Source organism: Muricoccus radiodurans (assembly GCF_050154705.1).
Taxonomy (GTDB): domain Bacteria; phylum Pseudomonadota; class Alphaproteobacteria; order Acetobacterales; family Acetobacteraceae; genus Roseomonas; species Roseomonas radiodurans.
In genome coordinates, this window is record NZ_CP189561.1 from 48,329 (window position 1) to 70,512 (window position 22,184).

Annotated in this window: 20 protein-coding genes; 5 read left to right on the forward strand and 15 right to left on the reverse strand. The window is 72.9% G+C overall.

Annotated elements, in window-relative coordinates:
- Positions 1-10: 10 nt before the first annotated feature.
- The 4 genes from ACP6CK_RS00280 to secD all read right to left on the reverse strand — a co-directional run bounded on the left by ACP6CK_RS00280 (position 11) and on the right by secD (position 4,884).
- Positions 11-1,060 carry an EAL domain-containing protein gene (locus ACP6CK_RS00280; RefSeq protein ID WP_426956775.1) on the reverse strand — a complete coding sequence of 350 codons (1,050 nt, stop codon included), beginning with the start codon at positions 1,058-1,060 and terminating at the stop codon, positions 11-13.
- A 237-nt stretch (positions 1,061-1,297) separates the two neighbouring features.
- Complete coding sequence (locus tag ACP6CK_RS00285; protein ID WP_426956776.1) at positions 1,298-2,278, reverse strand: tripartite tricarboxylate transporter substrate-binding protein; 981 nt, start codon at positions 2,276-2,278, stop codon at positions 1,298-1,300.
- Positions 2,275-3,258: a protein translocase subunit SecF gene (gene secF, locus ACP6CK_RS00290; RefSeq protein ID WP_426959833.1), complete on the reverse strand. Its 984-nt coding sequence runs from the start codon at positions 3,256-3,258 to the stop codon at positions 2,275-2,277. The genes ACP6CK_RS00285 and secF overlap by 4 nt, the downstream gene beginning before the upstream one ends.
- Positions 3,259-3,279: 21 nt before the next feature.
- Positions 3,280-4,884, reverse strand: a complete 1,605-nt coding sequence (secD, locus tag ACP6CK_RS00295; protein WP_426956777.1) for a protein translocase subunit SecD — start codon at positions 4,882-4,884, stop codon at positions 3,280-3,282.
- Positions 4,885-5,075: 191 nt separating this feature from the next.
- Between secD and ACP6CK_RS00300 the strand changes: the two genes are divergently transcribed.
- Both ACP6CK_RS00300 and ACP6CK_RS00305 read left to right on the forward strand, forming a co-directional pair.
- Positions 5,076-6,047 carry a Gfo/Idh/MocA family protein gene (locus tag ACP6CK_RS00300; protein WP_426959834.1) on the forward strand — a complete coding sequence of 324 codons (972 nt, stop codon included), beginning with the start codon at positions 5,076-5,078 and terminating at the stop codon, positions 6,045-6,047.
- Positions 6,048-6,090: 43 nt separating this feature from the next.
- Positions 6,091-7,188, forward strand: coding sequence for an AI-2E family transporter (locus ACP6CK_RS00305; RefSeq protein ID WP_426956778.1), 1,098 nt, complete (start codon positions 6,091-6,093; stop codon positions 7,186-7,188).
- Between the two features lie 75 nt (positions 7,189-7,263).
- On the opposite strand, the gene cueR is transcribed toward ACP6CK_RS00305, so the two are convergent.
- The gene (gene cueR / locus ACP6CK_RS00310) at positions 7,264-7,677 is read right to left on the reverse strand and encodes a Cu(I)-responsive transcriptional regulator (RefSeq protein ID WP_426956779.1); all 414 of its coding nucleotides are present in this window, start codon (positions 7,675-7,677) and stop codon (positions 7,264-7,266) included.
- The gene (locus ACP6CK_RS00315) at positions 7,674-10,148 is read right to left on the reverse strand and encodes a heavy metal translocating P-type ATPase (protein WP_426956780.1); all 2,475 of its coding nucleotides are present in this window, start codon (positions 10,146-10,148) and stop codon (positions 7,674-7,676) included. The genes cueR and ACP6CK_RS00315 overlap by 4 nt, the downstream gene beginning before the upstream one ends.
- A 132-nt stretch (positions 10,149-10,280) precedes the next feature.
- Here ACP6CK_RS00315 and ACP6CK_RS00320 point away from each other — a divergent pair, with 132 nt between their 5' ends.
- Together ACP6CK_RS00320 and ACP6CK_RS00325 are read left to right on the forward strand one after the other, a co-directional pair.
- Positions 10,281-10,712: a VOC family protein gene (locus ACP6CK_RS00320; RefSeq protein WP_426956781.1), complete on the forward strand. Its 432-nt coding sequence runs from the start codon at positions 10,281-10,283 to the stop codon at positions 10,710-10,712.
- A gap of 12 nt (positions 10,713-10,724) precedes the next feature.
- Positions 10,725-11,210 (forward strand): VOC family protein, encoded by a 486-nt coding sequence (locus tag ACP6CK_RS00325; RefSeq protein WP_426956782.1) that lies wholly within the window; start codon positions 10,725-10,727, stop codon positions 11,208-11,210.
- Positions 11,211-11,217: 7 nt separating this feature from the next.
- On the opposite strand, the gene ACP6CK_RS00330 is transcribed toward ACP6CK_RS00325, so the two are convergent.
- The 4 genes from ACP6CK_RS00330 to ACP6CK_RS00345 form a co-directional block, all read right to left on the reverse strand.
- Entirely contained in the window at positions 11,218-12,063 is an 846-nt protein-coding gene (locus ACP6CK_RS00330) for a c-type cytochrome (RefSeq protein WP_426956783.1), read from the reverse strand.
- 98 nt (positions 12,064-12,161) lie between these two features.
- Positions 12,162-13,772 carry a cisplatin damage response ATP-dependent DNA ligase gene (locus ACP6CK_RS00335; RefSeq protein ID WP_426959835.1) on the reverse strand — a complete coding sequence of 537 codons (1,611 nt, stop codon included), beginning with the start codon at positions 13,770-13,772 and terminating at the stop codon, positions 12,162-12,164.
- A 128-nt stretch (positions 13,773-13,900) separates the two neighbouring features.
- On the reverse strand, positions 13,901-14,998 hold the full coding sequence (locus ACP6CK_RS00340) for a ligase-associated DNA damage response exonuclease (protein WP_426956784.1): 1,098 nt from the start codon (positions 14,996-14,998) through the stop codon (positions 13,901-13,903).
- Between the two features lie 67 nt (positions 14,999-15,065).
- Positions 15,066-15,995 (reverse strand): transglycosylase SLT domain-containing protein, encoded by a 930-nt coding sequence (locus ACP6CK_RS00345; protein ID WP_426956785.1) that lies wholly within the window; start codon positions 15,993-15,995, stop codon positions 15,066-15,068.
- 1,029 nt (positions 15,996-17,024) lie between these two features.
- Here ACP6CK_RS00345 and ACP6CK_RS00350 point away from each other — a divergent pair.
- Positions 17,025-17,750 carry a GntR family transcriptional regulator gene (locus ACP6CK_RS00350; protein WP_426959837.1) on the forward strand — a complete coding sequence of 242 codons (726 nt, stop codon included), beginning with the start codon at positions 17,025-17,027 and terminating at the stop codon, positions 17,748-17,750.
- 4 nt (positions 17,751-17,754) lie between these two features.
- On the opposite strand, the gene queG is transcribed toward ACP6CK_RS00350, so the two are convergent.
- From queG to queA, 5 genes are read right to left on the reverse strand one after another with little or no spacing between them, the layout of a single operon-like run.
- Positions 17,755-18,825, reverse strand: coding sequence for a tRNA epoxyqueuosine(34) reductase QueG (gene queG / locus ACP6CK_RS00355; RefSeq protein WP_426956786.1), 1,071 nt, complete (start codon positions 18,823-18,825; stop codon positions 17,755-17,757).
- Positions 18,812-19,267 carry an SAM-dependent methyltransferase gene (locus ACP6CK_RS00360; protein ID WP_426956787.1) on the reverse strand — a complete coding sequence of 152 codons (456 nt, stop codon included), beginning with the start codon at positions 19,265-19,267 and terminating at the stop codon, positions 18,812-18,814. Before ACP6CK_RS00360 ends, queG begins: the two co-directional genes overlap by 14 nt.
- Before the next feature lie 12 nt (positions 19,268-19,279).
- Complete coding sequence (gene queF, locus ACP6CK_RS00365) at positions 19,280-19,741, reverse strand: preQ(1) synthase (RefSeq protein WP_426956788.1); 462 nt, start codon at positions 19,739-19,741, stop codon at positions 19,280-19,282.
- Complete coding sequence (tgt, locus tag ACP6CK_RS00370) at positions 19,738-20,904, reverse strand: tRNA guanosine(34) transglycosylase Tgt (protein ID WP_426956789.1); 1,167 nt, start codon at positions 20,902-20,904, stop codon at positions 19,738-19,740. The genes queF and tgt overlap by 4 nt, the downstream gene beginning before the upstream one ends.
- The gene (queA, locus tag ACP6CK_RS00375) at positions 20,901-21,965 is read right to left on the reverse strand and encodes a tRNA preQ1(34) S-adenosylmethionine ribosyltransferase-isomerase QueA (RefSeq protein ID WP_426956790.1); all 1,065 of its coding nucleotides are present in this window, start codon (positions 21,963-21,965) and stop codon (positions 20,901-20,903) included. Before queA ends, tgt begins: the two co-directional genes overlap by 4 nt.
- Positions 21,966-22,184: the final 219 nt, after the last annotated feature.

The window sequence follows — 22,184 nt, forward strand, 5'->3', positions numbered from 1 at the left end:
GCTCGTCGTGTCAGGACGTGCGCAGGTCCGTCAGGGGCAGACCCTGCCACGCCGAGATCCAGGCCGGCAGCGCGCTGGCCGGCAAGGGGCGCCCCACGGCATGGCCCTGGGCATTGTCCACCCCCGCGCGCGCGGCCGCGCGCCACAGGGCAGGGCTGGACACGCCCTCGGCCGTCACCCGCATGCCTCGCGCCCGGGCGCGGGCGACCAGTCGCTCCACCGCGGCGCGGCAGCGGCGGGAGTGAGGCATGCCATTGATCAGGTGGCGGTCGAGCTTGATGCCTGCGAAGGGCAGGTCGAGCAGCGCCTCCCGGTCGTCGTCCAGGGCCATGTCGTCCGCGACGACCGCATGGCCCGCGGCGCGCAGCCGCAGCAGCGCCGACCGCAGCGCGCCGAGGTCGCGCACCGGCGTCGTCTCCGTCAGTTCCAGCCGCAGGCAGGTCGGGGGCAGGCGCAGGCTTCGGCAGAGCGCGGCGAGGAAGGACGCGGTGTCGGCCCGCAGCATCACCTCCAGCGACAGGTTGATCGACACGTTCAGGCCCGCCGCCGGGCCGCCTGCCCGGCGCATCGCCGCGAGGTCATCGGCTGCCCGCCGGGCGACGACGCGCGCGAAGGCCGTCGCGAGCCCGGTGCGCTCGACGAGCGGCATGAAAAGATCGGGGCTGAGGGGAGGGGACCCCGCCGGCCGCACCCAGCGCGCCAGCGCCTCCGCCCCGATCGCCTGGCGGTCGCGTAGGCGCACGATAGGTTGGTAGCGCAGCACGATCTCGCCCCGGGTCAGGCCGTCGGCGAGGCTGGCCGCATCCGCCGCCTGGGCGGCGACGGGGCTGCCCGGCCCGGCCCGGCGCTGGCCGGATGGCCCCTCCCGCGGCGCCTCGCCGCACCGGAGGATGCGGACTTCGGTCGGGGAGAAGGGGTCGCGCGCCGCTTCTTCGAACGCCGGCCAGCCCGGCAGCTCGATCAGCGCGTCCGAAACAACCCCGTCCGGAGGACTGCCGGGCCCGACCAGATGGGCCATCGTCCGGCGCAGCCCATCCATGGCCACCGGGGCGAGACCCATCCCGGCCAATGCCCCGCAGAGCTGCTCGCCGCGCTCTGCGTCGCGGGCCAGAACAAGAAGATCCGGGGCCGGGCGCCGCGGCAGCCGCGAGGAGTTCGGCCGTGATAGCGCTGCCTGGCGCACGAGGGCTCCGTTCCGACCCCACTCCGGGCCGTTCGTCTCAATTTATATAACTAAACTCTCAATTTGGACAATACTCTTTCAGAAGCGCGGCGGAATGATGGCAGTTACACCGGCTCAGCCACGGGAAACGGGCCAGGGCGCCGTCTCCCAGCGAAGCCGCAGGCTCGCCAGATCCCGCGCGATCACCTCGCCCCACCCGCGGGAGCCAAGGGCCCGCGGCGCGGCGCCGAACGTCTCGGACTGGGCCGCGAACTCCGGATCGGCCGTGGAGGCGCGGAGAGCGCCGGCCATCTCGTCCACCACGTCGCGCACCGCCCCTGCTGGCAATGCGAAGCCCCGCTGCACCGAGGCGACGAGCGGCACGCCCGTCTCGGTCAGCGTCGGGACGTCGGGCAGGAGCGGCGTGCGCTCCGCCGTGGCGACGCCCAGGGCGACGAGCCTGCCGTCCCGCAACGCGACGATGCACTCGGGCAGGGTCAGGAAGGCGGCGGCGGCGTTGCCGGCCAGCGTTGCCATCCGCGCCGCCCCGGCCGAGGGAAAATGGAGCTGCGACAGCGGCAGCTCCGCCTCGACCTGGGTCGCGGCATGGGCGGCGGCGCTGCTGGGCGGCGGAAGAGCCAGCGGTCGGTCGGGCGAGGCCCGGCCGCGCCCCGTCAGGGCGGTGATCTCGGTCCCCGGCACGGCCACCAGCACCACCGGCTCCTCAGTCACGGCGCCGACGAGGCGGAGCTTGCCGAGGAGCCCCGTCGCGTCCCGCTCGACCATGCGGGCCAGGATGAAGGGTGTGGCCGCGTAGCCCAGGACCGTGCCGTCTGCCGGCGATTCCGCCAGCTCCCGGATCGCGGTGAGGCCACCGTCGCCGACGCGGTTGGCGACGGTGACACCCACCCTCGGCAGGTGCCGCTCGAGGAAGGGGGCGAAGCCGCGGACCCAGCGATCCGCCGCGCTGCCGCCAGGGGCGCCCACGAGCAGGCTGATGCTGCGGGGGCGGGGCGCGGGAAGGGAGAAGCGATCGGTCGGCGACTGGGCGGCGAGCGGCCGGGCCAGCCCCGCCAGGCCGGTGGCGAGGAGGGCGCGCCGCCCGGCGCCGGTCACGGCTCGGTCGCCGCCCGCGGCGCCGCGGCGCGCGCCGGTGCCGCCGGCTTCGCCACGGCCTCCGTCCCCCGCCGCAGCCGGTTCTCCCCGAGGAAGAGAAGGATCGGCGCCGCGATGAAGATCGAGGAGGAGGCGGAGACGACGATGCCGAAGAGCATCGTCCAGGCAAAGCCCGAGAGGGCGTCTCCGCCGAACAGCGCCAGCGGCAGGGCCGAGAGGAAGAGCGTCATGGAGGTGCCGAGGGTGCGGTTCAGCGTCTCGTTGATCGATCGGTCGATCAGCTCCCGCAGCGGCATCGTCTTGAACTTGCGCAGGTTCTCCCGCATCCGGTCGTAGACCACGACCTTGTCGTTCGCGGAGAAGCCGATGATCGTCAGGATCGCGGCGATCGAGGTGAGGGAGAACTCGATCCGCGTCACCGCGAGGAAGCCGACGACCTTCGTCGTGTCGAGGATGAGCGTCGCGATGGCGCCCACCGCGAACTGCCACTCGAAGCGGAACCAGATGTAGACCAGCATCGCGCCGAGCGAGATCGCCAGCGCGATCAGCCCGCCCTGGAAGAGCTCGTCCGAGACGCGGTTGCCGACCGCCTCGGTTCGGAGGATGCGGGTGCCGGGGGCCGCCTGGTCCAGCGCGCCGCGCACGCGGGAGACGGCCTGCTGCGTCGCCGCCTCCTCCCCCTGCACGGGCAGGCGGATCAGCACGGTGGAAGCGTCGCCGAACTCCTGGATGCCGACATCGCCGAGGTTGAGGTTCGACACCGCCGTGCGGAGCTGGCCGAGATCGGCCGCGCCGGGCGTGCGGGCCTCCATGATGATGCCGCCCTTGAAGTCGATGCCCTTCTCCAGGCCCGGGTAGAAGGCGAGCACGACCGAGGCGGAGGAGAGGATCGCCGAGACGACGAGGCCCATGATCCGCCCGCGCATGAAGGGGATGCGCGTATCGTCGGGAACGAGGCGGAACAGGGGGCGCATGAGGATGCGGAGCATGGCGTGTTCCCCTTACACCGGCAGCTCGCGCGGGCGGCGCGCGCGGTACCACCAGGAGACGAGCAGCCGCACGAGCGTCGTCGCCGTCCACATCTGCACGACCGTACCGATCGCGACCGTCACGGCGAAACCCTTCACCGGCCCGGAGCCGAAGGCATAGAGGCAACCCATGGCGATCAGGTTCGTGAGGTTGCTGTCCATGATGGTGCCGGACGCCTTGGTGAAGCCGGCCTCCAGCGCGTTGACGGGCGGTCGCCCGGCCCGGGTCTCTTCCCGGATGCGCTCGTTGATGAGGATGTTCGCGTCCAGCGCAGTACCGAGGGTCAGCACGATGCCCGCGATGCCGGGCAGCGTGAGCGTCGCCTCCAGCAGGGAGAGCGCCGCCATCATCAGCATGAGGTTGATCAGCAGAGCGACGTTAGCGAACCAGCCGAGCAGCCCATAGGCGAAGCCCATGTAGAGGAAGACGAAGACCGCACCCGCGGCCAGGGAGATGGTCCCGGCCCGGATGGCGTCGGCACCCAGCTCCGGTCCGACCGTCCGCTCCTCCACCACCGTCAGCGGGGCGGGCAGGGCGCCCGCGCGCAGCAGCACCGCCAGGTCGTTCGCGGTGCGCGCGGTGAAGGAGCCGCTGATCTGGCCGCGGCCGCCGGTGATCGGCTCCCGGATGACGGGGGCGGTGATCACCTTCTCGTCCAGCACGATCGCGAAGGGACGGCCCACATTCTGGCGCGTCGTCTCGGAGAAGCGGCGGGTGCCGATGGAATCGAAGGCGAAGTTCACCACCCACTCGCCGTTGCGGCTGTCCTGGCCGGCGCGGGCGTCGGACAGGTTCGCGCCGTCCACCTCCACGCGGCGGCGCACGGCGTAGCGGCCGGTCTGCTGCCCGCCGCGCTCCTCGCCCTGCAGGAACTGCACGCCGGGGGGCGGGGCGGTGCCGGCGTTCGGGTTCGCCGTCTCGTCCAGCAGGTGGAAGGTCATGCGGGCCGTGCGGCCCAGCAGGTCCTTGATCCGGTTCGGGTCCTCGACGCCCGGAAGCTGGACGAGGATGCGGTTCTGCCCCTGGCGGGCGATCAGCGCCTCGGCCACGCCGGTCTCGTCGATGCGGCGGCGGACGATCTCGATGGACTGCTCCACCGCGCCGGAGGCGCGGGCAATCAGCGCCGCCTCGGACAGGGTGGCCGTCACCGTGCCATCCGGCGTGGTCGCCACCTCGATGTCGGGCTGGGTCGCGCCGGTCTGGGATCCGCGGACGGGCACGGGGTTCGCCAGCTCCCGCAGCTGGGTCGCGGCGGCCTCCGCCTGCGCCGCTTCGCGGACACGGAAGGACATGCGGCGGTTGTTCGGGTCCGCCGCGAGGTTGACGTAGCCGATATTGGCCGTGCGGAGCCGGGTGCGGGCGCCGTCCGTCAGGCTCTCCACCCGCTCCCGCACCACGGCGTTCAGGTCCACCTCCAGCAGGAGGTAGGACCCGCCGCGCAGGTCGAGGCCGAGCGAGATCTGCCGGGCCCAAGTGGGCAGCGACGACTTGGGCACGAGGTTCGGGATGCAGAGCAGCAGGCCCAGCGCCACGACGCCGAGGATCGCGGCGACCTTCCACCGCGCGAAGTACAGCATGGCCGAGGCGGCCCCCCAGATTGGCAGATATGCCGGCGGGCGCCCCTGCGCGGGGGCGCCCCGAAACCGGCCGGAACATGCGTCCCGGCCGCCCCCGATGCAACCCTCGGCGAAACCGGCGGGCAGGCGGCGTTTCCACCGGGGCCGCGCACGGGTTAAGGACCCGGCCGATCTCAGGTAAGGGGCGGATGATGCGGCTGCGGGTCGGGGTTCTGGGCGCCGGGCATTTCGGGCGCTTCCACGCCCTGAAGGCGGCGAAGGGCGCCCGGATCGAGCTGGTCGGCCTGCACGATGCCGACCCGGCCAGGGCCGCCTCGGTCGCCGGGGAGGCCGGCTGCCCGGCTTTGTCCGCGGAGGCGGTCATCGCGGCCGCCCAGGCCGTCATCGTCGCGGCCCCCACGGCGTTCCACCACGGCCTGGCCGAGGCCGCGCTCTCCGCCGGCCGGCACGTGCTGGTGGAGAAGCCCATCGCCGCCACCCTGGCCGAGGCGGACGCCCTGGTCGCCCTGGCGAAGGCGAAGGGCGTGGTCCTGCAGGTCGGGCAGATCGAGCGCTTCTCCGCGGGGATGCGGGCCCTTCGCGCGGGGGGCGGGCTCGCCGCGCGGGTCGGGCGGCCGCTCTACCTGGAGATGCTCCGCATCGCCCCCTTCCGCCCGCGCAGCCTGGACGTGTCCGTGGTGCTGGACCTGATGATCCACGACCTGGACCTGGCATTGGCCATCACCGGTGCCCCGCTGGTCGGAGTTGATGCGGTGGGATCGAGCGTCGCCTCGCCCACCCTGGACATCGCCAATGCCCGGCTGCGCTTCGGCAACGGGTCGGTGGCCACCATCACCGCCAGCCGCGTGTCCCTCCACATGGAGCGGCGCCTGCGCCTCTTCGGGGACGCCGGCTACCTCAACCTGGACCACCTGAAGCGGGAGATGTTCTGGGTCCGCAAGGGAGAGGGCGAGCCAGTCGAGCAGGTGCCCGGCCACGGCCTCTCCCGCGAGACCTGGGCCGACAGCGACAGCCTGGAGGCGGAGCACGCCGCCTACGCCGCCGCCTGCCTGGACGGGGCGCCGGTGGAGGCGGACGGGGCCGCCGGCCGCGCCGCGCTGGATGCCGCCCTGCGCGTGGAAGCGGCGGTCAGGGCGTCCCTGGAGGCGGCGGGGGCGGGCTGAGACTCCGTCGCGCGCCGGGGCAACTTCCGGCAGTCTGCGCCCGATGGACATGCCGCCGCCGCTTCTCTCCCCGGGCCTGCGCCTCGCGGCGCGGGTGGGTCTCCTCCTCGGGCTGGTGCTCCTCGGCGGCTGGATCATCCATGGATTCCTGCCCGCCCTCGTCTGGGCGGTGATCCTGGCGGTCGCGACCTGGCCGCTCTACCGGCGGGCGCAGGAGCGGCGGTCCCGACCCTCCCGCGTCCTGCTGCCGACCCTGGCCACGGCCGCGCTCGCCTTCCTTTTCCTCATCCCGCTCGGCCTCGCCGGCCTGCAGCTGGCGCGGGAGGCGGCGAACGCCCTGCGCTGGTTCGCGGAGATCCGGGAGCACGGCGCCGCCGCGCCAGACTGGGTGGCCACCCTGCCGCTCGTCGGCGAATGGGCGACGGGATGGTGGAACGAGACCCTCGCCGCGCCAGAGGCGGGCACCGCCTTCCTGCACCGGCTGGGGGAGGGCGAGCTGATCGGCCTCGGGCGCCAATTCGGCGGGGCGCTGCTCCACCGGGCCGTGCTCTTCGGCTTCGCGCTCCTGGCCCTCTTCTTCCTGTTCCGAGACGGGGATGTGCTGGCGGATCAGGTTCACCGCGTGGCGGACCGCCTCTTCGGCCCGGGCTCCCACCGGGTCGCGGACCAGGTGACGGCCTCCGTGCGCGGCACGGTGAGCGGGCTGGTCCTGGTCGGGCTCGGGGAGGGTGTGCTGCTCGGGATCGCCTACGCGGTGGCGGGCGTGCCGCATCCCGTGCTGCTGGGCGCGCTCACCGGGGTCGCGGCGATGATTCCCTTCGCGGCGCCGGTGGTCTTCGGAGCAGCGGCCCTGCTGCTGCTGGCGGCCGGGAAGCTGGCGGCGGCCATCGGGGTCTTCGCCTTCGGCGCGCTCGTGCTCTTCGTCGCGGACCATGCGATCCGCCCTGCGCTGATCGGCGGAGCGACGCGGCTGCCCTTTCTCTGGGTCCTGCTGGGCATCCTGGGTGGGGTGGAGGCCTTCGGGTTGCTCGGCCTGTTCGTCGGCCCGGCGGTCATGGCCGTGCTGGTGCTGCTGTGGCGCGACGCGGCGGGGGAGTCGCCCGCCGCGCTGCATCCTCCCGGGATCGACAATCCGGGCTGAGCATCCGCCCAACGCGGTTGCCGGCCCGGCACGGCGCTGGGCGGCCTCGGCTGGGCCGGAGCGACGACCCGCTTTTCAGGACCGCGCCGCCCCTTCCGGTGCCTCACCCGCCAGATCGTCCAGGATGGGGCAGTCCGGCCGCCCGTCGCCGTGGCAGTGCGTAGCCAGGTGCCGCAGCGTGGCCGCCATGACCGAGAGGTCCCGGGCCTTCGCCTCCAGCGCCTCCACATGGGCCAGGGCGAGGCGCTTCACCTCGGCGCTCGTCCGCGCCCGGTCGCCCCAGAGGGCGAGCAGCTCCCGGATCTCGGCGATGCTGAAGCCGAGGTCCCGCGCGCGGCGGACGAAGCGCAGGGCGTGGACCTCCGCGTCCCCGTAGTCGCGGTAGCCGGAGTCCCGGCGCGCGGCGGCGGGGAGGAGCCCCACCGCCTCGTAATGCCGGATCATCTTCGCTGAGACGCCGGAAGCGGCGGCGGCTTCCCCGATCTTCATGGCGCCGCCCCCGTGCCCATCAACGGCGCACGGAAGCCGCGCAGGCGGAGGGCGTTGCCAACGACGAACACGCTCGACAGCGCCATGGCGGCTGCGGCCAGCACGGGGGACAGCAGCCCGGCCATCGCCACCGGGATCAGCACCACGTTGTAGCCGAAGGCCCAGGCGAGGTTCTGCCGGATGTTCCGCAACGTCGCGCGGGACAGGGCCACGGCGGTCGCGACGCCGCGCAGGTCGCCGGCCATCAGCACGACCTCCGCGCTCTCGATCGCGATGTCGGTGCCGGTGCCCACCGCGATCCCGATATCGGCGGCGGCGAGGGCCGGGGCGTCGTTGATGCCGTCGCCGACGAAGGCAACACGGCGACCGCCCGCGCGCAGGCGACGGAGGGTGTCCACCTTCTCCTCCGGCCGGACCTCCGCCACGACCTCGGAGATGCCGAGCGGGGCCGCCACGGCCTGCGCGGTGCGGCGGTTGTCTCCGGTCACCATGGCGGCGCCCACGCCGAGCTGCCGCAGCGCGGCGAGGGCGGGCGCGCTCGTCGGCTTCAAGGGATCCGCCACGGCCAGCACCGCCGCCAGCCGCCCGTTCACCGCGGCAAGGATCGGGGTGCGTCCGGCATCGGCCAGCCGCGCCGCCTCGGCCGAGAGGGGGGCCACATCCACGCCGAGAGAGGTCAGGAACCGATCCGTTCCGACCTCCACGCGGTGTCCCGTCACGGTCGCGCGCACGCCTCCGCCCGGGATGGTCGCGAAATCGGTGACGGCGGGGACCGGCAGGCCGCGCCGGGCGGCGGCGTCGCGGATGGCGGCCGCGATGGGGTGCTCGCTCCGCGCCTCGGCGGAGGCGACCAGGGGCAGCACCTCCTCCGCGGTGAAGCCCGGAGCGGGGACGAGGTCGGTCAGGGCGGGGCGGCCCTCGGTCAGCGTGCCGGTCTTGTCGAGCGCCACCACCGAGACGTCCTGCAGCGACTGGAGCGCGGCGCCGCGACGGAACAGCACGCCGAGCTCCGCCCCGCGGCCGGTGCCGACCATGACGGAGATCGGCGTCGCCAGCCCCATGGCGCAGGGGCAGGCGATGATGAGCACCGCGACCGCCGCGACCAGCGCGTGCGGCAGGTTCGGGCCGAGCCAAAGCCAGCCGAGGAAGGTCAGGGCCGCAACCGCCATGACGGCGGGGACGAACCATCGCGTCACCCGGTCCGCCAGCGCCTGGATCGGCAGCTTGCCCCCTTGTGCCTCCTCGACCAGCCGGACGATCCGGGCCAACACCGTCGCGGACCCCACGGCCGTGGCGCGCACGCGCAGCGCGCCGGCGCCGTTCACCGTGCCGCCCACCACCGCATCGCCGGCGGCCTTCCGCACTGGGATGGACTCGCCGGTCACCATGCTCTCGTCGAGGTGCGAATCGCCATCCAGCACGGTGCCGTCGGTCGGCACCCGCTCACCCGGGCGAAGGAGGAAGACATCGCCGAGCCGCAGGGAGGCGGCTGGGATCTCCTCTTCCCCTCGTGCCCGCTCGACCCGCGCCGTCGGGGGCTGCAGGTCCAGCAGGTGGCGGATGGCGGCGGAGGCGCGGCCGCGGGAACGGGCCTCCAGCCAGCGGCCCAGCAGGACGAGGGCCACGATCACCGCCGCCGCCTCGAAATAAACATGACGCCCATCGGTAGGCACGAGACCCGGCGCGACGGTGACGACAGCGGAGTAGGCCCAGGCCGCCGCCGTGCCGAGGGCGACGAGGGAATTCATCTCCGGCGCGCCGCGGAAGAGGGCGCGCCACCCGATCCGGTGGAAGCGTAGGCCGGGTCCGAAAAGGGCGGCCGTGGCGAGGGCGAGCGCGATCCAGCGCCAGGTCGCGCCGCCCACCGCGTGGTGCAGGGCCGGGAACAGGTGGCCGCTCATCTCCACGAGGAAGAGCGGCGCGGCGAGGGCCATCGCCAGGATCGTGTCGCGCCGCAGCCCCGCTTCCTCCCCGGCCTCGGGCGGGGCGGCGTGATGGACGTGCGGGGCCGCCGCGGCGTGAACGTCTGCGGCGGGCGGCGGCGCGTCCGCCATGGGAGCGTAGCCGGCCTTCCGGATCGCCTCCTCGATCGTCGGCCGGTCCGGCGCGCCGGGGTCGTGGCGCAGCGTGGCGCGCCGGGTCGCAAGGTTCACCGAGGTCGCGTGGACGCCCGGCAGCGCCGCGAGAGCGCGCTCCACCCGCCCGGTGCAGCCGGCGCAATGCATGCCTTCCACCGCGACCTCGGTCACCGCTTCCGGTGAGGCGTAGCCGGCCGCGGCCACGGCAGCGCGCAGGGCGGCGGGGTCCAGAGCCTCGCCCTCCACCAGGGCGCGGCGGGTCGCGAGGTTGACGGAGGCTGCGGTGACACCCGGCACGGCGGCCAGGGCGCGCTCCACGCGGCCGGCGCAACCGGCGCAGGTCATGCCCTCCACGGGCAGGGAGAGGCGGGCAGGGGCTTCGGTGACGCTCATCGGGGTGTCCTTCCGCCCGCTCAGATGGGGCTTCCCATCGTGGGAAGGTCAAGGACGTGAAGATTTCCGGCCGGGGCTTGTCGGCAGGGGGCGGGCTCGGGCGTCATCCGGGGGTACAGATGGGGACGCCGCATGGCCCGCATGATCTTCGTGAACCTTCCCGTCGCCGACCTGACACGGGCGATCGCCTTCTACGAGGCCATCGGCGCCCGGAAGGAGCTGCGCTTCAGCGACGACACCGGCGCCTGCATGGTGATCTCCGAGACGATCACCGTGATGCTGCTGACGCACGCGAAGTTCGGCGGGTTCACCCCGCGCCCGATCGCCGACGCCCGCAAGGCGACGGAGGTGCTGCTCTGCCTCTCCGCCGAGAGCAAGGTGGCGGTAGACGAGATGGTGGGAGCCGCGGCCGCGGCCGGGGGCGGGGCGGACCCGGCGCCGAAGCAGGATTACGGCTTCATGTATGGGCGCGCTTTCGAGGACCCGGACGGGCACATCTGGGAGGTGATGTGGATGGACCTGGCGGCCTTCGACGCCTGGCGTGCGCAGCAATCCGCGGCCTGAGGGGAGGGGACGATGCCCGGATTCTCGACCTGCCTCTGGCTCGCCGATCAGGCCGAGGAGGCGGCGGCCTTCTATGTCGCGGCCTTCCGCCACGGCGGCCGCCCGGCCGAGCAGGGCCGGATGCTGCGCGCGGGATCGGCGGGGCCGAGCCCGCCCGGCAGCGTGATCCTGGCGACCGTCACGCTGGACGGCCAGGAGCTGCAGCTCCTGAACGGCAACCCGCAGTTCCAGCCCAACCACGCCGTCTCCCTCTCCATCACCTGCGAGGACCAGGGCGAGGTGGACCGCTTCTGGGAGGCGCTGGGCGAGGGCGGGAAGGAGGTGGCCTGCGGCTGGGTGACGGACCGCTACGGCCTCTCCTGGCAGGTGGTGCCGCGGCGCCTGCCGGAGTTGCTGACGGACCCCGACCCCGCCCGCGCCGCGCGGGCGATGAAGGCCATGATGGGCATGGTGAAGATCGACGTCGCCGCGCTGGAGCGGGCCGTGGACGGCGGTTGAGGCCGGATCACCGCGGCGGCAGGCTGCGCAGCCAGGCGAGCAGGTCCTCCTGGTCCTGCTGGCTCAGCCCGGCGTAGTAGGCGTAACCCATGGGCGGCCGCAGCGGCGTGCCGTCGAAGGCGATGCCGCGGGTGATCGCACGCAGGATCAGTGAATCCTCCACCCGCCCGAGGCCGGTCGGCGTGATGTTGGCGGCCGCCGCGCTGCCCCAGGGACCCGAGAAGATCTGCCCGCCGGCGCCGATCTGCGACCAGTCGCGCTGGCCGCCCGCGCCCATCGGCGTGTGGCATTCCGTGCAATGGGCGATCGGTCCCGCCAGGTAAGCGCCGCGGGAGATCGCGTCGTTCGCCGGGCCGGGCACGGGCTCGGTGATGGGCGGGCCGTAGGAGGCGGGCAGGGGGATGTCGTAGCGGGACGGCTCCACTCGGTTCACCACCGGCGGGACGGTGCGGAGATAGGCGACCATCGCCGCCACGTCCTCGTCCGAGATGCCGCGGTAGAGCTCGATCGGCATGGGCGGGCCGATGATGGTGCCGTTGGGGCGGCGGCCCTCCCGGATGGCGGTGGCGATCTGCGCGTCGGTCCAGCGGCCGATGCCCGTCTCCGGATCGGGTGTGATGTTCGGGGCGACGGCGCGGAAGACCGGCTCTTCGAAGACCATGCCGCCGGCGAGGCCGCGGCCGGGCAGGTCGCCTTGCGGGCCCTTGGGCGTGTGGCAGTTGCCGCAGGCGCCGGCGACGTTGACGAGGTAGGCACCGCGCGAGAGGCGATCCGCCTGCGCCGCCGCCGGTCCCGCCCAGAAGGCCAGCCCGGCCACGACGAACGACGCCAGGCCGAGGCCGACGAACCGCATCCCCATCCCCTGCTCCCCCACGGCGGCATCGCGCCGGCGCCGCAACCATCCGACAGGTCGGCGCGGCGTTCAATCTCCCGGCGAAAGGAGAGGGAACATCATTCCACCGGCGTGCGGCTCTCCACCATGGCGAGCAGCGTCTCCAGCCGGTCCGCCTCCTCCGCCGGCTTGTCGTGGCGCAGGCGGGCGATGCGGGGGAAGCGCATCGCGACGCCGGAGCGGTGGCGCGTCGAGAGCTGGGCGGCGTCGAAGATCACCTCCAGCACGAAGGTTTTCTCCACCTCCCGCACCGGGCCGAAGCGGCCGGTGGTGTGGTTGCGGACCCAGCGATCCAGCCAGACCAGCTCCTGGTCGGTGAAGCCGGAATAGGCCTTGCCGACGGGCACGAGTTCCCGCGTGCCGTCCTCGTTCGCGCGCCAGAGGCCGAAGGTGTAGTCGCTGTAGTAGCTGCTGCGCTTGCCGTGACCGCGCTGCGCGTACATCAGCACCGCGTCGACCGAGAGCGGCGCGCGCTTCCACTTCCACCACAGCCCCTTCACGCGGCCCGGCACATAGGCGCTGTCGGCCCGCTTGAGCATCAGCCCCTCGATCGAGGCGGCGCGGGCGGATTCGCGCAGGGCCGAGAGGTCCGACAGCTGCGCGAACGGCACTCCTTCCGACAAGTCCATGCGGGGCGGGGCGTGGCGCGCGAACCAGGCTTCCAGCCGCGCGCGGCGGCCATCGAAGGGCAGGGCGCGCAGATCCTCCTCCCCCTCGAGAAGCAGGTCGTAGAGGCGGACATGCACCGGATAGTCCCGGAGGAGCTTCGGGCCGATCACCTTGCGGTTCAGACGCTGCTGCAGGTCGGAGAAGGGCGCGACGACGCCGTCCCGGACCACCAGCAGCTCGCCGTCCAGCACGGCGTGGAAGTCCATCGCCTCTGCGATCTCGGGGAAGCCGTTGGAGATGTCCTCCCCGGTGCGGGACCACATACGGCGTCCGCCCGGGCCGGCGGTGAGCTGGACGCGGATGCCGTCCCATTTCCACTCGGCGCGCCAGTCGCCGGGGTTGGCCTCCACCGCGGCGATGTCGGCCGGGGCCTCCAGCGGGTGGGCCAGCATCAGCGGGCGGAAGACCGGGGCGCCGGCGGGGTCGGGACGGGGGCCGCGCCCCTCCAGCCAGCGGAAGAGGGGAAGGTAGGGCGGCGCGACGGCGTGCCAGACCTCCTCGATCTCGCCGACCTCCTGGCCCGCCCATTCCGCCAGCGCGGTCTTGGCAAGGCGGGCGGAGGCGCCGACCCGCAGCCCGCCGGTCACGAGCTTGATGAGGGCGAGGCGTCCGCCCGCGTCCAGCGTGTCCAGCCAGCCCTCCAGCAGCGCCGGCACCTCGGCGCGCGAGGCGAGCTCCAGGCCCTCCACCACCTCGCTGAGAGAGGGCGGCGGCGCGTTCACGCCGTGCCGCTCCGGCCAGATGAGGGCAACGGTCTCGGCGAAGTCGCCGACATAGTCGTGCGACAGCGCGAGCAGCACCGGGTCCACCCGGCTCTCGACCAGCGTGCGCACGACCATCGGCTTGGCGGCCGTGAAGGTCAGTTCCCCCGTCAGCGCGGCGAGGCCGACGCCACGGTCGGGATCCGGCTGCTCCGCGAACCAGCGGCGCATGAGCGCGACCTTCGCGTTGCGGCCGGGGGTGAAGAGAAGCCGTTCCAGCAGGTCCGCGAAGGCGGGCAGGCCGGTGGAGGCGGCCGTCGGGGCGGCCGCTTGCGCGAGAGGGCGTGACGCGGCCTCCGCGGCCCTTCCCTCCGGGCTCGCGGAGGTCTCGTCCGCCGCGCGGTGGACGGCGTCGAGGTCGTCGGGCGTCATGGCGCGCGCTTCGCCTCTGTGCCGGCCTCGGCGAGCGCGGCAGCGCGGGCGGCGTCGGCCTCCTCCTCGGTCGGCGGGGCCTCTGGGGCTCCCTCATCCTCCTCGTCGCCCCGCCCGACCAGATGAAGGGCGCGGCCGCGGATGCCGCGGAGGGAGAGGGCGTGGACGAGGGCGTCGTCGCGGCCATGGGTCACCCAGATGTCCGGCGCGCGGACCTCCTCGATCGTCTGGAGCAGCTCGTCCCAGTCGGCGTGGTCGGAGACGATGAGCGGCAGCTCCACCCCGCGCAGCTTCGCGCGCTGGCGCACCGTCATCCAGCCGGAGGCGGCGCAGGTCACCGGATCGGCCAGGCGCCGGGCCCAGGGCGTTGCCTCCGCGCTGGGGGGCGCGATGACGATCTCGCCGGCCAGGATCGGGGGATGGCCGCGCTTCAGTCCCTTCGGCACCGGCAGCAGCGGGCCGAGGGGAATGCCGAGCTCCTCATAGAGCGTGCACAGCTTCTCCACGGCGCCGTGGAGGTAGATCGGCCGGTCCCAACCTGCTTCTCGCAAAAGGGCGATGATCCGCTGCGTCTTGCCGAGCGCGTAGGCGCCGACGACGTGGGCGCGATCAGGGAACAGGGAGACGCTCGCGAGCAGGCGGCGGATCTCTTGGTCGGCCGGCGGGTGGCGGAAGACCGGCAGGGCGAAGGTCGCCTCGGTCACGAAGACGTCGCACTCCATCGGCTCGAAGGGCGCGCAGGTCGGGTCGCGGCGGCGCTTGTAGTCGCCGGAGACGACGATGCGGCTGCCCTTCCATTCCAGCGCCACCTGGGCGGAACCGAGCACGTGGCCGGCGGGGAATAGGGTGATCCGGACGCCGTTGTGGGTGACCGTCTGTCCCGTCGGGAGCGGCTGCTGCACGTCGCCCGAGCGCTCTTCCCCGAAGCGGGCGCGCATGATGGCCAGGGTTTCCGGCGTGGCGAGCAAATGGGCATGGCCCGGGCGGGCGTGGTCAGCGTGGCCGTGGCTGACCACGGCCCGGTCCACGGCACGCGCGGGGTCCACGTAGAAACCCCCCGGCTCGCAATACAAGCCGAGGGGCGTGACGGTCATCCAGGTCTCGGGATGGGCAGGCATTCCCCGATAGATCGGGGCCCAACGGCCCCGATCAAGCCATGGGTCAGGGCGCTGCGGCCTCGGCCATCTCGAGAAGCGCCTGGCCGTTGCTGCGGTCCCGCGCGACATTGGAGCCGCCGCACTGGGCGCCGGACATGGCGTTGGAACCGGGGTTGGTGATGGCGAGCTTCGTCCGCACGGCGCAGGCCAGCCGGTTGCGCATGGGACCGCCATTCCAGCGGCGGACGGCCTCCGCCCAGTCCCCGGTGCGCTGGTAATGGGAGCGGAGATAGGCCGCGCCCCAGTCGGCGGAGCGCATGGGGTCGAGCGGCCAGTCGGAGTTCCGGGCGTGGACCCGGGCGTTCACCTGCACGCAGCCTGCCATGAGGTAGGCGCCGCGCGGGGCGGCGGCGTAGAGGCGCCGCGCTTCCTCCGGCGTATCGGGGAAAAGGGAGCGGCCGCCGATGTTCATGGCGTAGGCGTGCAGCCCGGATTCCGCCAGCGCGATGGCCACCATGAGCCCTTCCGGAATCCGGTGGGCGCGCTCGGCCTGCCGGGTGGCGGCGAGGCAGGCGGCCCGCGCCTCACCGCCGCGGACCGCGACGCGTCGCGCGGCGCGGGCGGGGCGGGTGCGGGCGGCGGGCGCCGCGGCCTCGGCCAGCGCGGCCAAGGGTGCCGGTGGTGGAGGCAAAGGCAGAGGGTCCCCCGCAGCCGCGGCCACGATAGCTCGGCGCTGCGTGGTGCCGGGGTCCTGCGACGCTTCGAGAGGCGCCGGATGATCAGGTGGCGGAGCAGCGGCCGCGACTTCGGCCCGGACAGGATCGGTCTGGGGCGGGACCTGGGACGCCACCGGCGGGACGAGCGCGGCAGATCCGGTGTCGCCGGAGCCGGGCGGGAGTTCCGCGACCGGCGTGGCCTGTGCGGCCGGGATCTCCGGCGGGTCCTCCATCGCGCGGGCACACCCGCCCGAGAGCGACCCGAGGGCGAGGGTCATCGCGGAGGTAAGGGCAACCTGTCGAAGGCGGGAGAAGCGCCGGGTTGAGGCCGGGCGGTTGGAGGTCGGAGGGGCGCTCCGCGGCAAAGTGCACGGGAACGCCGCGTTGGGCTGCCGGCCGGTGAGGGCCGACGGGCGGGGCGCGGGCGTCATGCAGCCCGGCTAGCAGCAAGTCGAAGAGGCGCGCAACACCAAGTGACGCATAGCGCCGTGCGGGACCAAAACGAACGGCACCGGGGAAAGTTTCGCCACCTTGCCGCCGCATTCACCGAAGTTGACTCATTTCGGATTCACGACTTGCTGTGCCATGAAGACATGACCGGCGTTACTGAATTCGTCGCCGAAGCGTCAGTGATCTTGCCCGCTTCTTCATGGCTTCCGTTGGCCATTCACAAAATCCGGCGCTGCTCGGTCCGTCGATTGGGGCAGCATTAAGGCGGGTCAGACCAAGGTCACGGCGGCGAGGCCTTGAGGAGTTCTGTTCGTTCGCCGGACCCTTCAGCGACCGGTGCGAGGCCGAGTCCCACCAGTGCGGGGAAAGCAGGTAGGGTCCGAATGCGTGGGCGTGCTGGGCCATGATGTTATGGGCCCAAACGGTCGGACGTCCCCGCCCTCAGGTCCTCGGGGCGATGACCGGACGTGAGGGCGCGTCCGTGGTCGATGTGACGAGGGCGATAGTCGGCACGGCAACGCTCTCCGAAGTCAGGAGAGAAGTGCGCTGGCTGGACAAAAGCGTTGTGGGTGACGGCGCCGCGCCCGCCTGTCGGCTGCGCGCCCGAACACGGCGGATCGCGGTGGATCCGACGCCGTCCCCTGTTCCTCCCCAAACCCGGCCCGTCCGTGACGGCGGCGGCCGGACATTGCCCGGGTCCTGTATAAGACACAAGACATTTTTGGGCTTTGGAGAGTGTAAATGCCGCAACGAATGACATGGTTGAGCGTTGCGTCGGCCAATCTACCGCGCAGCTTTGGATGGCACGGTGGTAGCATGGGCGGCCACACCACCCCGCGGACAGGCCCTTGAACGAGATGCGGCGCCCTGGCGCCAGTCCCCTTTACGCACAGGTCGAAGCGATCCTGACGGATCGGATCGCTCGCGGCGACTGGCCACCGGGCCTGCTGCTGCCGGCAGAGCCCGACCTGGCCTCGGAGCTCGGCGTCTCGCCGGGAACCCTGCGGCGCGCGCTGGCGAGGCTGGAGCGGCGCCACCTCATCGAGCGTCGCCAGGGCCGCGGCACCTTCGTGGCCCAGCAGACGAGCGCCCAGGCGCTCGGCCAGTTTTTCCGCGTCCGCGACCTCTCGGGGAAGCCTGTGCGGCCCGAGACGGTGGTCACCGGGATCACCACCGGTCCCGCCATGGGGGAGGAGGCGGTCCGCCTGCGCCTCGTGCCCGGGGAGAAGGTGCATCGGATCGAACGGCTCCGCTCCCTCAACGGCGTGCCGCAGATCGTGGAGCGGATCGTCGTGCCTGCCGCGTTGTTCCCCGGCCTGAGCCTGCCGCTGGCGCCGCAGCGGCTGGAGACGGAGATCTACGTCCACTACCAGCAGGCCCACGGCATCATCGTGGTGCGCGCGGAGGAGACGCTGTCCGCCCGCGCGGCGAGCACCGAGGAAGCGCGTGCCCTGGGCCGCGAGCCCGGCGCACCCCTCCTGGTGATCGAGCGGATCACCTACGACGCTGCCGGCCGCCCGGTGGAGCTACGCGTGTCCCTGCTCGACACGCGCGACCACCGCTACGCCGTGGAACTGGTCTAGCGGATCAGGCCTGGGCCGGCGCCGTGGCCAGGCGCGCCGCGGCCCATCGGGCGCTGTCCGCCACCACGGGGTCGGGATCGGCGGCCAGGGCCTCGGCCACCGGCCGCAGGGCAGGATCGCCCGAATTGCCGATCGCGTTCAGCACGTTCCGCACGAAGCGCGCACGCCCGATCCGCTTGACCGGAGACCCGGAGAAGCGGGCCCGGAAGGCCGCGTCATCCAGCGCGGCGAGTTCCGCCAGTCGGGGGGCGATCAGGTCGTCGCGCGCCACCAGCCCGGGGACGGCCGTGGGCCGGGCGAAGCGGTTCCAGGGGCAGACCGCGAGGCAGTCGTCGCAGCCATAGATGCGGTTGCCCAGGCGTGGGCGCAGTTCCTCCGGGATCGGGCCGCGATGCTCGATCGTGAGGTAGGAGACGCAGCGCCGGGCATCGAGGCGGTAGGGAGCGGGGAAGGCGTCGGTGGGACAGGCAACCTGGCAGCGGGTGCAGGAGCCACAGCGGTCGGCGTGCGGCGCATCGGGTTCCAGCGCGAGGGTCGTGTAGACCTCTCCGAGGAAGAGCCAGGAACCGTGCGCGCGGGAGACGAGGTTCGTGTGCTTGCCCTGCCAGCCGAGCCCGGACTGCTGGGCCAGGGGCTTCTCCGCCACCGGCGCCGTGTCCACGAAGACTTTCACGTCACTGCCGACGAAGCGCGCGACCATCCAGCGGGCGAGCGCCTTCAGCCGCGACTTCACGAGGTCATGGTAGTCGCGGTGCCGGGCATAGACGCTGATCGTGGCGCGGTCCGGCCTAGCGAGGGAGGCGAGCGGGTCGTCCGCCGGCGCGTAGGACAGGCCGAGGGAGATGACCGACAGCGCCTCCGGCCACAGGGCCTGGGGATGGGCGCGCTGGTCGGCGCGGCCCTCCATCCAGCCCATCTCCCCGTGCATTCCGGCGGCGAGGAAGTCGGCCAGCCGGTCCCGCACCTCCGGGCCGAGTTCCGCGCGCGCGAAGCCGACGGCGTCGAAGCCGAGGCGCAGCGCCTCCGCACGGATCAGCGCGCGGGCGTCGTCGGTGGGAAGGTCACCAGTAGCCACGCATGAGGTCCGCGGCCCAGGCCGGCTGACGGACCTCGCCCCGCGGGTCGAAGTCCGGCATGTGCGGCTTGATGTCGAGCACCGGCGTGCCGTCCGCCGCGTCCAGCCCCTGCACGGTCAGCGTCAGCCCTTCGACCTTCAGCAAGCGGCAGGTGGTGACGCCCAGGCGGTTCGGGCGGGGCGATCCGCGCTGCGCCAGGATGCCCGTGACGGGCCAGTCCGGGTTACCGCGCGGCCGCCTTGCGCCGCGCTGGACCTTCGCAGGGTCCAGCCGGTCGAAGTGGAAGACGACGGTGATGTGGGAGAAGCTGTCGAGCCCGAGCGTGGCCGTCTCGTCGAGCAGGGTTGGGTCGAGGACGATTTCCGCGGTGACGGAATCCCAGGCGTCGTCCGACAGGTCCGCCCGGCCGCCGCGCACGCGGCCGAGGATGTCGAGCGTCACCCCGTCCACCGGTCAGCCCCGTCCGCGATAGGGCGGAACGCCCTGGTCCGGGATCCAGACCCCCTGCGGCGGCGCCCCCGTCTGCCAGAACACATCGATCGGCATGCCGCCGCGCGGATACCAGTAGCCGCCGATCCGCAGCCATTGCGGCGACAGCTCCGCCACCAGCCGCTTGGCGATGTCGAGCGTGCAGGCCTCGTGGAACGCGCCGTGGTTGCGGAAGGAGGAGAGGTAGAGCTTCAGCGACTTGCTCTCCACCAGCCAGTCCCCCGGCACGTAGTCGATCACGAGGTGCGCGAAGTCCGGCTGCGCCGTCAGCGGGCAGAGGGAGGTGAATTCCGGCGCCGCGAAGCGCACGAGATACGCGGTGCCGGGATGCGGATTGGGCACGCGCTCCAGCACCGCCTCCTCGGGCGTCTGGGGCGCGCGGACGGGGCGGCCGAGCTGGGTCAGGCCAGATACGTCGTGGTTCAAGAAACAGTCTCCTCCGCCGACGGTGGTTCGGCAGGCGGCGCAGCGGGGCCTTCGGCGGCCCAGCCGGCGGTGATGGCGGCGGCTTCCTCCGCATAGCGCCCGGCCCGGATGGCGCCGCGCAGGCGGGCCATGAGGGTCTGGTAGTAGCGGATGTTGTGCCAGGTCAGCAGCATCGGGCCGAGCATCTCCTCGGCCCGGATGAGGTGGTGGATATAGGCACGGGAGTGCCGCGTGCAGGCCGGGCAGTCGCAGTCCGGGTCGATCGGGCCGCCATCGTCGGCGTGCCGGGCGTTCTTCATGTTGAGCACGCCGCGGCTGGTATAGGCGCGCCCGGTCCGGCCGGACCGCGTCGGGATCACGCAGTCGAACATGTCCACGCCGCGGGCCACGGCGCCGAGGATGTCGGCCGGGGTGCCGACGCCCATGAGGTAGCGAGGCTTGTCGGTGGGCAGGTGGGACAGCGTGACGTCGAGCACGCGGAACATCTCCGCCTGGCCCTCGCCCACCGCGAGGCCGCCGATCGCGTAGCCCTCGAAGCCGATGGCGGTCAGAGCTGACGCACTTTCCCGCCGCAGCGCGTCGAAGACGCCGCCCTGCACGATGCCGAACAGACCATAGCCGTCGCGCGGGGTGAAGGCGGCGCGGGAGCGGGCGGCCCAGCGCATGGACAGGCGCATGGAATCCGCCGCCTGCGCCTCCGTGGCGGGGAACGGGGTGCACTCGTCGAAGCACATGGTGACGTCGGCATCGAGCAGGTGCTGGATCGTGATGCTGCGCTCCGGCGTCAGGCGGTGCTTGCTGCCATCCAGGTGGCTCTGGAAGGTCACGCCGTCCGGGTCGAGCTTCCGCAGGGCCGAGAGGGACATCACCTGGAAACCGCCGGAATCCGTCAGGATCGGGCCGTGCCAGTCCATCATCCGGTGCAGGCCGCCGAGGCGCCCGACCCGCTCCGCGCCGGGCCGGAGCATCAGATGATAGGTGTTGCCGAGCACCATCCGCGCGCCGGTCGCGCGCACCGCATCGGCGGTCATCGCCTTCACCGTGCCGGCGGTGCCGACGGGCATGAAGACGGGCGTCTCCACCTCCCCGTGCGCGGTGTGCAGACGGCCCGCACGGGCGGCGCCGTCCGTTGTCTCCAGCGTGAAGGAGAGCGGGCCGTTCATGCCGCGGCCTCCGAGGGGTCGTGCGGGATGAGGCAGGCATCGCCGTAGGAGTAGAAGCGGTAGCCCGACCGGATCGCGTGGGCGTAGGCCGCCTTCATGCGGTCGGTGCCGCCATAGGCGCAGACGAGCATGAAGAGCGTGCTCCGCGGCAGGTGGAAGTTGGTCAGCAGCAGGTCCGCCGCGCGGAAGCGGTGCCCGGGCAGCAGGAAGAGGTCCGTCAGGCCGCGGAAGGGGGTCATGGTGCCGTCCGGTTGCACCGCGCTCTCCAGCAGGCGCAGCGCGGTCGTGCCCACGGCGACGATTCGGCCGCCGGCGGCGCGGGCGGCATTGATCGTGGCGGCGGCTTCCTCCGTCACCTCGCCCCATTCGGCGTGCAGGGACTGGCCGCGCGGATCGTCCCCGCGCAGGGGCAGGAAGGTGCCGGCGCCGACATGCAGCGTGACGGTGGCGCGGCAGACGCCGCGCACCTCCAGCGCCGCCAGCAGCCGGTCGGTGAAGTGCAGGCTGGCGGTGGGGGCGGCGACGGCGCCGGGGGTGCGGGCGAAGATCGGCTGGTAGTCGTCCCGGTCCTCGGGGCGGGGGCCGTCGGGGCGGGCGATGTAGGGGGGGAGGGGGACTTCGCCGGCCTTCTCCAGCGCGGCGGCGAGGGCGGCGGGGTCGGGGCCGAAATCCAGGCGCACCGCTCCGCCCTCCGGCGCCGCGACGACGCGGGGCGAGAGGTCCGGCGCGCCCTCGATCGCCAGCACGTCGCCCTTGCGCAGGCGGCGGGCGTTGCGGACCAGGGCGTGCCAGGTGCCGTCCGCCTCGGCGCGGTTGAGCATGATCTCGACCCGCGCCTCGCCGCGGCGGGCACGAAGGCGCGCGGGGATGACCTTCGTGTCGTTCACCACCATCAGGTCGCCGGGCCGCAGCAGGTCCGGCAGGTCCGCCACGCCCCGATCGGCCGGCGTCCCCCCGACATGCAGAAGGCGGGCGGAATCCCGCGGCCGCGCGGGTTCCTGCGCGATCAGCGCTTCGGGCAGGTCGAAGCCGAAATCGGCGGTGCGGAGGGCGGGCAGCATGGGGCGGCGGGCGGTAGCCTGCCGGAGCCTGGGCGGCAAGGGCCGCCGCTCTGCAAGTCAAAGGCCGCTCAAGTTCAAGTAAAAGCGGGGTCCTGAACGGATCATTCGGCCGATCGTGACAATTCAGGAAATAACGACGACGTGAAAAACGTCTGGTGAACGCACGAAGACTTCCCACGCTCTTGACGTGGCACCGCGTCGCCGAGGGGTTTTGGCGGC